The 12,882-nt window shown below is 63.2% G+C and carries 10 protein-coding genes; 6 read left to right on the top strand and 4 right to left on the bottom strand.

Annotation, left to right across the window (positions count from 1 at the left end; all coding sequences use genetic code 11):
• Window positions 1–2,100, bottom strand: a complete 2,100-nt coding sequence (locus HG250_RS06465; RefSeq protein ID WP_170003886.1) for a TonB-dependent receptor — start codon at window positions 2,098–2,100, stop codon at window positions 1–3.
• Window positions 2,101–2,345: 245 nt separating this feature from the next.
• Between HG250_RS06465 and HG250_RS06460 the strand changes: the two genes are divergently transcribed.
• Entirely contained in the window at window positions 2,346–2,690 is a 345-nt protein-coding gene (locus HG250_RS06460) for a hypothetical protein (protein WP_170003884.1), read from the top strand.
• Between the two features lie 51 nt (window positions 2,691–2,741).
• Entirely contained in the window at window positions 2,742–3,452 is a 711-nt protein-coding gene (locus tag HG250_RS06455; protein WP_170003882.1) for an AI-2E family transporter, read from the top strand.
• A 136-nt stretch (window positions 3,453–3,588) separates the two neighbouring features.
• Here the strand turns inward: HG250_RS06455 and HG250_RS06450 are convergent, their stop codons facing one another.
• The gene (locus HG250_RS06450) at window positions 3,589–5,361 is read right to left on the bottom strand and encodes an autotransporter domain-containing protein (protein ID WP_170003880.1); all 1,773 of its coding nucleotides are present in this window, start codon (window positions 5,359–5,361) and stop codon (window positions 3,589–3,591) included.
• A gap of 283 nt (window positions 5,362–5,644) precedes the next feature.
• Here HG250_RS06450 and HG250_RS06445 point away from each other — a divergent pair, with 283 nt between their 5' ends.
• From HG250_RS06445 to HG250_RS06435, 3 genes are all read left to right on the top strand, one after another.
• The gene (locus tag HG250_RS06445; RefSeq protein WP_240956938.1) at window positions 5,645–6,748 is read left to right on the top strand and encodes a polysaccharide pyruvyl transferase family protein; all 1,104 of its coding nucleotides are present in this window, start codon (window positions 5,645–5,647) and stop codon (window positions 6,746–6,748) included.
• Window position 6,749: 1 nt separating this feature from the next.
• On the top strand, window positions 6,750–8,144 hold the full coding sequence (locus tag HG250_RS06440; RefSeq protein ID WP_170003876.1) for a Coenzyme F420 hydrogenase/dehydrogenase, beta subunit C-terminal domain: 1,395 nt from the start codon (window positions 6,750–6,752) through the stop codon (window positions 8,142–8,144).
• Window positions 8,145–8,476: 332 nt separating this feature from the next.
• Entirely contained in the window at window positions 8,477–9,691 is a 1,215-nt protein-coding gene (locus HG250_RS06435) for an MFS transporter (protein WP_170003874.1), read from the top strand.
• A gap of 37 nt (window positions 9,692–9,728) precedes the next feature.
• On the opposite strand, the gene HG250_RS06430 is transcribed toward HG250_RS06435, so the two are convergent.
• A complete protein-coding gene (locus HG250_RS06430) occupies window positions 9,729–10,013 on the bottom strand; it encodes a PRC-barrel domain-containing protein (RefSeq protein WP_170003872.1) in 285 nt (94 codons plus the stop codon).
• A gap of 121 nt (window positions 10,014–10,134) precedes the next feature.
• Window positions 10,135–10,497, bottom strand: coding sequence for a hypothetical protein (locus tag HG250_RS06425; RefSeq protein ID WP_170003870.1), 363 nt, complete (start codon window positions 10,495–10,497; stop codon window positions 10,135–10,137).
• 364 nt (window positions 10,498–10,861) lie between these two features.
• On the opposite strand from HG250_RS06425, the gene HG250_RS06420 reads away from it, so the two are divergent.
• Complete coding sequence (locus HG250_RS06420; RefSeq protein ID WP_170003868.1) at window positions 10,862–12,664, top strand: sensor domain-containing diguanylate cyclase; 1,803 nt, start codon at window positions 10,862–10,864, stop codon at window positions 12,662–12,664.
• Window positions 12,665–12,882 lie beyond the last annotated feature (218 nt).

Genomic DNA, 12,882 nt, shown 5'->3' with positions numbered 1-12,882 from the left:
TCAGAGCTCCACCCGCACCCCGAACCTGGCGCTGAAGGGTTCCGCCGGCTGGATATTGTTGTTGCCATGCGCGCTGGGATAATAGGTTTCGTCGAACAGGTTCTCGATATTCAGCTGCAGGCCGATCCGATCCGACAGCGTGTAATAGGCTGCGGCATCGACCCGCCAGTAGCCCGGCAGTTCGACCGTGTTGGAGAAGCTGGCGAACTGATCGCTCTGATGAATGACACCTACGCCGAAGCCGAACTGCTCCGTGACATCGAAGCGGTTCCAGGCGGTAATCTGATGGCGCGGCAACTGCTGCAACCGGGCGCCCGCGACGCCGAAATCCGACGAGGTCCGCAATTCGCCATCCAGATAGGTGTAGCCGAGATTGGCCTTCCAGAAATCGGTGATCGACCCTACGGCGCCGATCTCGAACCCTTCGACCCGACTTTCGCCGGTCTGCACGATCAGGCCGGTATTGTCCGGATCGGGCGCCGTCGTGTTGGTCCGGTCGAGCCGGAAGGCGGCCGCGGTCACGAGCACCTCGTCCAGGGGCGCCCATTTGACACCCACTTCGTAATTGGTGAATTTTTCAGGCTTGAAGCGTTCCTCCCCAGGTGAGATAAGCAGGAACTGGTCCCCCGCCTGGGGCAGGAAGCTTTCCGTATAGCTGGCGTAGAAGGAAAGCTGCTCCACAGGCTTCAGGATAATTCCTGCGCGCGGGCTCACCCGTTCGTCCACCCGGTCCCCTGCTACGCCGGAGATGATGTTCACGGTGTCCAGATCGAAACGATCCCAGCGCAATCCGCCGACCAGTTCGACATGATCGCCGATTTCAAGCTGCTCCTGCAAATAGAACGACAGCGTTTCCAGCGTGCTCTCGCGCGAACGGGACACCGGATCGAGCGTGAATGCGGGCACCACGATACGATCGGCAAGCGGCGTCGTGATCTTCGACCTGTCAGTGTCGCCGAAGCGGACCACGCGCCGCGCATTCTGCGTTTCCTGGCGGCTGCCCTCGAGCCCCAGCAGCAATGTGGAACCGAACCCGGTGCCTTCTGTCTGCCAGACCAGATTGGCCTGACCGATCAGGTTCTCGCGCGTGGTGCTATCCTTATAGCCGTCGAGTGATACCGATGAACGGTCGGTTCCGGTCGGCAGGATGTTGCCGTAGATCTTGTCGTAATCGCCATATTGGACGGTGGCATTGGCGTTCAGCCCGGGCGCGAATTCATGATCGAGCCGGATGCGCCCGATATGCACCTCCGCCTGCGACCTGTTGAAGTCGGGATCGCCGAAGAAGGTTTCGTCGTAGCCGCGCAAGGGACCGCCCTGGAAGGAGGGAACGCCGCGGTCCACGACCCGCTCGTCATCGTGATAGGAATAGGTCGCCGTCAGCCGGGTCGCCGGCCCGAGATCGGCGGTGAGGGTAGGCGACAGGCCGATGAAGCGACCTTCGTAGAAATCGCGATCATTGTCGAATTCCTCGTAAGTTCCGTTCAGCCGGATCGCGACCGTATCGGTAAGCGGCTGGTTGACGTCGGCCTGCAGTGCAAAGGCGCCGAACGTGTCGACCGAAGCCTGCGCGGTCGTGAAGATCTCGGCCGTCCGCGCAGTCTTGGACACGCGGTTGATGGCGCCGCCGCCGGCTCCCCGCCCGAAGATCAGGGCATTCGCGCCCTTCAGCACCTCCACCCTCTCGATATTGTAGAGCGGGCGGTAATATTGCGCGTCGTCGCGCAGGCCATCGAGGTAGAAATCCGCCGTCGTTTCCTGACCGCGAATGAACACCTCGTCCCGGTGCCCCTCACCGGTTTCCAGGCTGACACCGGGAACGTAGCGCAAGGCTTCGTTCAATTGCCGGATCGACTGATCTTCAAGCTGGTCTTCGGTGATGAAGCTGATTCCCTGCGGCACGTCGATCAGCGGGGTCGGCGTCTTCGTCGCGGTCGACCCGTCGTCGAGGCCGTAGCCGCCCCGCGCGCCCGTCACGACGATCTCGCTCGGCAGATAGTCGCGCTCCGGCTGGCTGTCGGCAGATTCGCTGGCAAAGGCCGCAGCTGGAAACACAGCAGCGGTCAGGAGGAGAGCAGAGCGGAGCGTGAACGAACCCATAGAATTTCAGCTTTCTTGCGAATGATTCTTAACGAGCGCCGCTGCTATTGCGACCTACTCGCAATTGCAAGAACTAGTTTGCATTTCGTGTGACAGGAGCAGGCGTTTCGAATTTCAGGGGGCAGCGAAACCGGCCGTGGAGTGCTTCTGCTCTTGCAGAGCGCGGGGCTGGAGCGAAGAGTCGGTAAACGGCAGCAGGCCTGCGCCTGGCTGGAACAAGCCTGCCGCCAGCGCATTCACCGGGGATGGCAGATGATGCACTATCTGAAAGAGTTCCCGACGCGCCCGCGCAACAGATGCCGAGCCGGATCAGGATACCGCTGATCGTCATCGCCTTCGCCGCAGCATTCTGGCTCCTGCGGGAAACGGCGTCGGTGATCATGCCGGCGGCATGTGCATTGCTGCTCGCCCTCGCCGTATGGCCTCTTTCCGATGCCATACGCGAGTCCATGCCTGCAAGGCTGCGGTGGGTGGGTGCGCTTGCCGGCTTGCTGGTGGTGCTGACCATCCTGGTGGCTTTCCTGTTCGGCATCGGCTTCGTCGGTGCGCAGATTTTCGACCTCTTGAGCAGTCTCGCGCCCCGATTATAGGAGCAGATCGGTAACTTCCCCCTTCCCGAAATACTGACCGAGGGGCCGGAATTGAGTGCCGATGCGCTGCTGAGCGATGGTATGCTCGCTTCGGGTGCGATGACCGCGCTCGGCATCACGACAAATACTCTGGCCGGAATGGTGCTCATCCTGTTCCTGATCCTGCTGATGCTGACCGAAGCGGACGATTGGCATGCCAAGATCACCGCCGTGGCGGCCAAAGGCGGCGATCGTCGCTGGCTCGACATCGGGCGATCCGTCGGTGAAAAATTTCGCGCTTATTTCACCCTGCGGCTGATCCTCGGCACCCTTACGGCCGCCCTATACATGGTGTGGCTGGCAATCTTCGGCGTGGATTATCTGGTGCTGTGGGGTCTGCTTGCCGTCCTGCTCAACTTCATTCCCACGGTCGGCTCCATCGTCGCAGGGGCGCTGCCCGTGGCTTACGTGCTCGTCACCCGAGACGCCGGAATGGCGGCGCTGGTAGCCGGCGGATTGCTGGTGATCGAACAGATCATGGGCAATTTCATCGACCCCAAGGTGATGGGCAAGCGGCTTTCGATCTCGCCGCTGGTCGTGCTGCTGTCCCTGCTGTTCTGGTCGCTGCTGTGGGGCATGGTCGGCGCGATCCTGGCGGTGCCGATGACAGTGCTGATCACGATGGTCATGGCCCATTTCCGCGAATTGCGGCCTGCCGCCCTGCTGCTGACGGATCAGACCTCCTTCGCGGAGCTTGACCACTATATCGAACCGAACGGGTGAGAGTTCGCACTCCTGCCGGATGATGCAGGATGCGTGATTCCGGGCGGATGACTGGGGATGGTGCAGATCGCCTGGCAACCACCCCGCAATGACTTGTTTCAGGGCAAGGATACCCGCCCGGCGCGGATGCCGTTCCTCAGAAGCGCAGACCCAGTCCCGCATAGGCGGTCACTGCCTGACCGTCGTTGCGGAAGATTTCGGCCGAGGCACCGGCGCGCAGGATCACCGCACCCATCGCACCGTCGACGCCCAGCGCGATCTCGCCATAATCATCATCGCCGAAGGCGTAGCTTGAATTGTAGGAGACCGGCGCGCCCGATGCAGTCACGGTGAACCGGTTCGCCTCGTCCTTGAATTCATGGACATAGCTCGCGCGGGCCAGAAAGCCGACGCCGCCGGCGAGCGGAGCCGTTGCGACCAAGCCCGCCCTGCCCGTCAGGCTCTCCAGCTCCGCATCGGCCAGGGTCAGCGATGTCGAGAAACCGCCGCTTTCGGTGAAGCCGTCCACTTCCACGCGTTCATAGGCGACGCCGATCTCGGGACCGACCGACATCATGCCGACGGGCACGGTGTAATGCAGCGATGCACGCGCGCCGAACAATTCGGTATCGGTATCGGCATCCTGCACCCGGGTCACTGGGCCGAGCAGGATGCTGCGCGACATCGCGACATCGCCCTGCCCATAGGTGGCATCGGCGATGATACCGAACGGGCCGATCCCGGCGCGGCCATAGGCCGACACCGTCCAGCTTTCCTGATCCAGCGCGCCATTGTTCGATGTGTAATCGCCGTCACCGTCCGAATAGCCCCCGACAATGCCGATCCCCACCGCGTCCGAAAGGCTGTAATCCAGACCCAAGGTACCGATCACCGCGCGCTGGTCGAAATTGCTGGCCCCGTCCTCGGCCGAATAGCTGTAGCCGATATTGCCGAACAGACCCGCTCCGCCACCTGTGCCGAGGCCGTTCCGCTGCACCGTTTCGAACATCGCGCGCTGATCGCGGATCGCCCGCTGCCCCGAACGGGCGATCGATCCCGGCAGGGTGAAACCTGTAAACAGGCTGGCGATCGCCTGCCCCTGAATTTCCTGCGTGATGCCAGCTGGGTGGACCGCGTCGGCCATCAGATAGGTGCGGTTGGCATTGGGGGTGACGTAATCTTCCGGTCCGCAGGTGAGCGACGAGCCGGTGCAGGCGGTGCCGGTGACATTGGTAATGCCGAACGCGCCGGCATTGGCGACGATCTCGTTGAACAGCTGCGCCGTGTCGAAGAACAGCACATTCGAATTGTTGGCGGCCAGCGCTTGTTTATAGGTGGTGTTGAACAGGTCCAGCCCCGGCGAATTCGACTGTATGGCGAGCGTCACGATGCGGTCGGCACCCGCCGCCTCGATCCGCTGGACCAGCGCCGCCAGTTCCGTCGCAGCCGTCGTCAGGATCGTAGGGTCGGCGGCGCCGCCCGCCAGGAACGAGAAGTAATCGTTGCCGCCCCCTTGCACGTAGACGATGTCACCCGGCGCGAAACTGCCGCCCGCCGCCAGGAAATTCTCGAATTGCTGCACGATGGGGATCGCCAGCCCGTTACGCTGCGTCACGCGCGCGCCGCCGATCGCGTAATTGGTGCCCCCCTGCCCATAGACCGGGTTGAGATCGAAGCCGAGCAGGCCCGAAAATACCTCCGGCGCGACCGGGTCGGGGTTGGTGGTGAAGCTGCCTTCGCCGGGCGGAAGCGGCAGGACCGTGTTGAAGAAACCCCCGTCGGACAGGCTGTCGCCGAACACGATGACGCGCGGAGCTTGTGCCTCAGATGCGGCAGATGGAGTCTGCTGCGCCTGCACGGCCGCAGGAGCCATGAGAGCCATTGCCGCAGTCGCTGCCGACAGGACGAGTTTCAACTTGGTTGGTGTCACGCCGTTTTTCTCCCGAGAAGCCCGTCCGCACGCCGCTTTGCGCGAATTTGCAAGCGGCACATTATCAGCAAAGCGAATCGCGGCAAGCGTTTCGCGCACTCGCGGCGTTCCATTATGGCGGGCCATTATGGCGGGCCGTTATGGCGGGCATCGACCCGGCAAAGGGGCTGCCTGCAACCAAGGGGTTGATGACGCTGGAGGATTCGGCGTAGTCGCGCGAAAAGGGACCGGCGCGTGCCGCAGGATCCGGCATTCAGAATTTCAAGGCGGGAAAGCGAAGCTTTTGACCATATCGTCCGAAAAGCGATCCGCAGCCGCGCGCGGCAGGATCGGCGTTCTTACCTTCCATAAATGCATCAATTACGGGTCGTACTGGCAGTCGCGCTGCATGGTCGAAGGCCTGCGATCGCTCGGCTATCAGCCTGAACTTCTCGACTATCATTGCGACGATGCGACCTGGGCCGAGATGCGCTGCGCCTTTCAGCCGACCTTGCCCACGCGGTCGTCACGGGGCGAGATGCGGGATTATGGCAAGAAGGTGCGAAGTTTCGTCGAAGCGATCTCGGCCATGCCGCTGTCGCCGCGATTTCCGCTGCACGAGCCCGATCGTGCAGGCAGCTACGATGCCATTATCGTCGGCAGCGACGAGGTCTGGAACCTCGCGCATCCGTGGTATGGCGGCAAGCCGATCTTCTATGGCGTGGGCATGGAAACGCCGCGTCTGATTTCCTATGCGGGCAGTTTCGGCAGCTATTCCTGCCACTGGGGCATCGATGAATATTGGGCGGAGCAATTGAAAGGCTTCGACGCGATCTCGGTGCGGGACGAGAACAGCTATTGGCTGGTGCGCGGATCGACCGGGCGCGAACCGGATCTGGTGCTCGACCCCTGCCTGCAATTTCCCGCAGCCGCGCAGGCCCAACCCGGCACCGACATGGGCAGGGAGCCTTATGCGCTGGTCTATGGCCACGGCTTCCCCGAATGGCTCAGCGATACGGTCAGGCGGTGGGCGGATGCGCAGGGGCTTCGGCTGCTCAGCGTCGGCTATCGCAACGGTTTTGCCGACGAGCAGCTGCTATCTGCCGGTCCCATCGAATTTGCCCGGCTCGTCGCCGAATCTTCCGCCATGATGACCAATTTTTTCCACGGCTGCGTCTTCGCGCTGCTCAACGGCAAACCATTCGTCACCGCGCCCAGCGAATACCGGATGAACAAGGTTCGCGATCTCGCGCTGGCGATCGGCGCATCGCACCGAATCGTCGATGCGGAAACCGATCATGCCGAGATCCACCGCCTGCTGGCCACGCCGCCCCTGCCCCGCGTTCAGGAACGCATTGCCGAACTGCGCGAGCAATCGAGCGATTATCTGCGAAGCGCACTTGCCTGACATGGCACGGATTTCCACCCCGCCGATCAGCCCGCGCGGCATCGTGCAATCCGGCCTCTGCATCGGCTGCGGCAGCTGCGCCTCGGCAGAGCCGCAGGCCGCCATGCAGTGGGACGCCTGTGGGCAATTGAAGCCGCAGGGGCCAAAAGGCTGGTACGCGCGCCGCGATGCGGGTTTCGCGAAGCAATGCCCGTTTTCGCCCGCAGCGGCGGATGAGGACGCGATCGCCGGTGAACGCTTCCCTTCCGCCAGCCACCGCGATGCGAAGGTCGGCAGTTTCGAAGCGGCCTATGTCGGCGCTGTTGCAGAAGGCGAATGGCGGCAGAACGGAAGTTCGGGCGGGATGGTCAGCTGGGTGGCGGCGGAACTGCTGCGGACCGGCAGGGTCGATGCCGTGGCGCATGTGAAAGCCGCCGATCCGGATCGCGACAACCGGTTCTTCCAATATGAGATTTCCCGTTCGGTCGAGGATATCGGCCGGGGCGCCAAATCGCGTTATTATCCCGTTGAGATGTCCCACATTATTCGCGCCATACGCGAAACGCCCGGGCGATACGCGGTCGTGGGCATCCCCTGCTTCATCAAGGCCATCCATCTGCTCCGCCGCCGCGATCCGGTGATTGCCGAACGCGTCACGCACACGCTCGGCCTGTTCTGCGGCCATATGAAGAGCGCGAGGATGGTCGACAGTTTCGCGTGGCAGATGGGCACGGAGGGGTCGCAGGTGCGCGCGATCGATTACCGCGTGAAGGATGCCGGCCGCCCCGCCAATTGGTACCGTACCCGGCTGGAGCTGCGTGACGGCGGGTCTGCGGCACAGGACTGGTGGCACCTGGCCGATGGAGACTGGGGCGCAGGGTTCTTCCAGAATTCGGCGTGCAATTTCTGCGACGACGTGGTGGCCGAAACGTCGGATATCGCGTTCGGTGATGCCTGGGTGGAACCCCATTCCTCCGACGGACGCGGAACCAATGTCGTGGTCGTCCGCAGCCGCGACCTGCATGCGATGATCGAGGACGGCATTGCGAAAGGTCGGCTGGATCTCTCACCGGTGGACGCGCGATATATTGTCGATACGCAGGCCGCGGGCTTCCGGCACCGGCGCGAAGGGCTCGCCTATCGCCTGTCGTGGATGAGGCCCCGCCCGGTGCAGCCGCGCAAACGCGTGCAGCCGGATGCTGCCGGGCTGCCGCTGCGGCGCAGGCTGGTCTATCGTTTGCGGGCTGGCACAAGCTGGTGGAGCCACCGCATGATGCGTGTCGCCCGTGCGCTGAATGCGCCAATCATCTACACGCGGTGGGCCAGGGCAGCGCTGACGCTGTATCAGGCGGTCGCCTGGTCGCGGGGGCGCCTTGGCTCCTTCTTCGATGCCATCATGCCGCCCAGAGGCAAGTAAGCGCCTCGCGTCTTCTTCACCAAGGCTTGAGTAGCGACAGAATTAGACCATCGTCGCACCGATTTTCGGCTGGATGATACCAGTCAATCGGTGATGCGCTTGTCGGTGACCCGACGGCCAGCGGCAAACGGTTCGACCCGGTAGTACTGACCGCCACCCCCCGAACGCTGCCACTGGGCAGCAAGGTGCGGGTCACGAAAGCACGGTCAAAGCGTGGTGATCGCCACCGGCGGCGAATTTCCTGCAAAGCGGGCATGAGGCGGGCCTTATGGGCCGGGAGCATGATCCAGTCCGCTTGACGAGGGAAGCAAGGGCACCGAAAGCGGCCGCGCATGAACGCTTCCACCCGCCTTTCGACCCCCGCCGGCCTTTCGAAGACGCAGGAATATCTGCTCGCTGTCGCCGCCGCCATCCTTACGGCGAACGCCTATTACATCCACCCGATCATCGGCGATGTGGCGCATGCCTTCGGGGTCGGCGCAGCCCGCATCGGGCTGGTTCCGGCTCTGAACCAGCTGGCGCTTGCAGTCGGCATTCTGCTGTTGCTGCCGCTTGGCGACCGGTTCTCCAACCGTTCGCTGACGATCATCTTCACCATCGGTCAGTGCGCCGGGCTGCTGGTCATGACGCTGGCGCGGGATTTTGCGCTGTTTACCGCAGGATCGACGCTGCTCGGCTTCTTCACCATCGCGCCCTATCTCCTGCCCGCCTATGCCTCGAAGCGGGTGCCCCCCGAACGCCTCGGCCATGTCACGGCAATCCTGACCGCAGGCGTGATCTTCGGCATCCTCGTCGCCCGCGTCGGTGCGGGCGTGGTGGCCGAATATGCCGACTGGCGGACCGTCTACTGGATCGCGAGCGCCGCCATGATCGGGATCACGCTGGTCCTGCCCCGCATCATGGACAAGGGATCGGGCGAAAGGGAGGCGGGCAGGCTGCGCTATCATCAGCTCGTCTTCTCGCTGCTCGGCCTGCTGCGCTCGCACCGCGAGATCGTCCTTTCAGGCGCGATCCAGGCGATCGGCTTCGGCCAGTTCATTGCCCTGTGGCTGGGTCTCGCGTTGCATCTGACCGGGCCGGAAATGGGCTATGGCACCGATGTCGTGGGGTATCTTGCCGGCTTCGCCGCCATCAGCGTCTTTTCCACGCCCTATTGGGGCCGGCTGGCCGACCGGATCGGTCCGCGCAGGGCGCGGGTGGGCTTCGCCATCGCGCAGACCGCGGGCATGGCCCTGCTGCTGCCGTTCGGCAATAGTCTGTGGCTGCTGATGGTGCCGATCTTCGTCGGCAATGTCGTCGGGCCGGCCATCGACGTGACGAGCCGGATGACGTTCCTGTCGCTGGAGCCGGATTTGCGGACGCGGCTGACCACGATCTACATCGTGATGATGTTCATGGGCGGAAGCATCGGCAGTTTCGCCGGAACAGCGCTGTTCGAAATGTTCGGATGGACCGGCATCGCCCTTTGCGTAAGCGGATCGTGCCTTTGCCTGACCGCTCTCGCGCTGCTGGGTTATCGCCTGTATGGGCAGCGGGAGGCAGCCTGACGGATGCAGCGCCCGCCCTGCTTCGTTTCAGAGCAGCCTAGCTTCTGACGGAACCTGCGGTGCGCGCATGCGCGACGGCGCGGTCGCCATAGATAACGCGGTCGTCATGGATTTCGAGCGGCTCGACGGCGCAGACCTTGCCATTGTCGAGGCGGACGGCTTCTACCCTGCCATGATCCCTGCCGACCAGCAGATCCTTGATGATGCCGTAATTTTCACCGGCGGGGCCGACCAGCGGACGGCCGCGAATGTCCTGCGATCCGTGTTCCAGCTTGTAATCGTCGAGTGCGTCGAGATCTTCGTATCGTGCATCATGATGCATATAAATTCTCCTGCGTCGTGGCCTGCGATCGTCACGAGGTCACATCGGCACCGCAAACGGCGCAACGGTTCATCAACCCGGCGTTCGCTGCAACGTTCCGAAATGATGGCATTTCGTTTCCTCAGGCCGGGGGCGGGTCGGCAACCGGACTCTCATTTCCCCCGGAAGTACGTTCCCGGCTGATCCGTCTGCGCGCCAGCAGGAAAAGGAGGCTGGGCCAGACCACGGTGTTGAGGATGTCGGCGACCGGCTCGAACGCGCCCGCCGACTTTCCCGGTGTGAGAAGGTCGACCATCTCGTTCATGATGGCGAGAGCATAGACGATGACGATCGGCACCGGTGAACGGATGCGCTGCCGCGAGAGGATCGCCGCCAGGAAGAAGATGATGAGGCCCGCATGCACATGCAGCAGATCTTCGGTGAGACCGTAGTCCCGCCCGAGCATCAGCTTGAATTCCGCATAGACCTGAAGGATTGATTGCACCGGTTCGCCTGCTGCCTCGTTCCTGCCACCCGGCAGCAGACCGGCTCGCAAGGGGCGGAGCAGCCTTCATCAAGGAGTAATGAGCGCTGCAGACCTTGGTTCCACTTGCTGCGCGGCGAACGCCCGCCTTTCTTCCGGGCGCTTCACCCTGCCTGCCGGCATCGGCGGGTTCGCCCCGAACCGGTTTTTTTACGTAGATGCAATCCGCAACGTGGTATCGGGCGTTTAGCTGACAGGCGGAAGTGCAGCCATCTCCGCCTTATCATCCATGGACAGTTCCTGTCCGGATGCTGGGCGCGAACCAGGGGTAGCGAAACAGGACATCATGGGGAAGAATTTAACCAATTTTGTGAATAGTGCCCGCATGTCGCTGCAAAGATCGCTGTTTGAACGGTTCGTCCTGCCCCTGGCGGCGGGGCTTGTCTATTACGTGCTCGCGGCGCTGGCACTCGATCTGACCAGGGGTACGGAGGGGATCGCCACCATCTGGCCTTCCAGTGGCGTGGCCGTCGCCGCGTTGCTGCTGGCGGACAAGGCGCAGCGACCGACTGTGTATGGCGCTATCCTCATTGCCAGTTTCCTCGCCAATTACGCGGCCGGCATATCCGCCCTGCAATCCGGCGGCTTCACCCTGGCGAATTTGATCGAAGCCTATGTGACCGTCGGATTGATCAGCGGTGGCGGGCGCGATTCCGCTTCCTTCACCCGTCCCGGCTTCGTTGCCCGCTTCTGCCTTGCGGCTATCCTGGCCGGAGCGTTGAGCGGGCTGATCGCCTCCTTCTTCGTCGGCAGCGCCTTCGGACATTTCTTCCAGTCCTGGTGGACGACGGTGAGCCTTGGCATCCTGCTGGTGGTACCGCCTGCCATCATCCTTGCCGAAGCCATTCTGCTGCTGCGCCAGGGTGTCAAGCTGAAGCGGGTGCTGCGCACGACCGCGATGCTGGCCGTCATTGCCGCGGTATCATGGACGGTATTCTGGCAAACCGCCTTCCCGCTGCTGTGGGTGACCATGCTCGGCGTGATCGTCGCCGCCTATGTCTCCGGACCTGCCGGTGCCTCGCTCAGCGTGCTGATCATCGCGGTCATCGGCAGCTATGCCACCTTGCGAAGCGAAGGGCAGATCAATCTGGGCCCGATCGACCGCGCGACGGCCGTGCTGTTCTTCCAGATCTATCTGCTGACGCTGCTTGCCTCCGCTCTGCCGCTTGCAGCCCTCCTCGCGCGGCGGGAAAGGCAACTCGCTGAAACCAAACGCGGCAACCGGCTGCTCAGCATGGCGGAACGGGCGGCCAAGGTCGGCCACTGGCGGTACCGGGTAGCGACGGACGACATGTATTTTTCACGCCAGACCTACCGGATACACGGGATGGTGAATTCCGGCCCCCTGGACCAGAAAGAGGCGCTGCGGGCGTATCATCCGGCAGACAGGCAGCGAGCCATGCGAAATTTCAAGAAGACGCTGGACAGCGGCGAGCCGACCGCGTTCGAGGCGCGGCTGGCCGCCAGGGACGGTTCGGAAAGGCACGTCTATGTTCGTGCGGAACTGGAAAAGGCCGAGAATGGCAAGGCGGTCGCCCTGTTCGGCATCATCCAGGATGTTTCCGACCAGGTGGCCGCAAGGCTGGCTCTGGAGAAAGCGCGAAGCGAGGCGGTGGCGGAAGCGGCCCATGCCTCGAAGCTGGCCGAAACCGACCAGCTGACCGGCGTGGCGAACCGCCGCAAGGCGATGGCGGTACTCGAGGAACACGTCGCCCGATGCAGCAGGACAGGGGGCACTTTCGCCCTCATCATGCTCGATGTCGACCGGTTCAAGGCGATCAACGATTCCCATGGTCACCTGGTGGGCGACAATGTGCTGCAGCGGATCGTCGAAACCTGCTGCGCGACCCTGCGCGACAGCGACTTCATCGGGCGCGTCGGGGGCGAGGAGTTCCTGATGATCCTGCCCGGCGTCGGTGCCGAAGGCGGCGCCCTCGTTGCGGACCGCGCGCGGGCGGCGGTGGCAAACATGAACTGGTCGCCGCTCGAATTGCGGCGGGTGACGGTCAGCATGGGCCTTTCGGCCTATGACAGTGGCAGCAGCGCGTCCGAACTGCTGCAGGCCGCCGACGATGCGCTCTTCCGTGCCAAGAACGAGGGCCGCAACCAGCTCTGCCTCGCGGCGTAGCCGTTCGGTCGCGATGCCGGCGGAGCAGTTGGATACCGGCATGGTGTTCAACAACGGTTTCGGACTGGCCGTGCCCGACCTGCCCTTCGGCGGGGTCAAGCATTCGGGATTGGCCGCGAAGATGGAGGTTTCGGCATGCATGACTTCGTCATTGTCAGGGGCATTCCGGTGATGCCGAACAGCTCGCCCTTCAGCGGATCAGGCTGAATGGACACAGG

The sequence above is a fragment of the Pseudopontixanthobacter vadosimaris genome (genome assembly GCF_012979275.1).
GTDB lineage: Bacteria > Pseudomonadota > Alphaproteobacteria > Sphingomonadales > Sphingomonadaceae > Pseudopontixanthobacter > Pseudopontixanthobacter vadosimaris.
The sequence above is the reverse complement of the archived record's forward strand: the minus strand, read 5'-3'. Positions and strand labels throughout refer to the sequence as shown.

Bases quoted from the DNA above. Each gene is read 5' to 3' on its own strand.
- HG250_RS06465 (WP_170003886.1), bottom strand. From the start codon at position 2,100: ATGGGTTCGTTCACGCTCCGCTCTGCTCTCCTCCTGACCGCTGCTGTG.
- HG250_RS06460 (WP_170003884.1), top strand. From the start codon at position 2,346: ATGGCAGATGATGCACTATCTGAAAGAGTTCCCGACGCGCCCGCGCAA.
- HG250_RS06440 (WP_170003876.1), top strand. From the start codon at position 6,750: ATGGCACGGATTTCCACCCCGCCGATCAGCCCGCGCGGCATCGTGCAA.
- HG250_RS06435 (WP_170003874.1), top strand. From the start codon at position 8,477: ATGAACGCTTCCACCCGCCTTTCGACCCCCGCCGGCCTTTCGAAGACG.
- HG250_RS06430 (WP_170003872.1), bottom strand. From the start codon at position 10,013: ATGCATCATGATGCACGATACGAAGATCTCGACGCACTCGACGATTAC.
- HG250_RS06420 (WP_170003868.1), top strand. From the start codon at position 10,862: ATGTCGCTGCAAAGATCGCTGTTTGAACGGTTCGTCCTGCCCCTGGCG.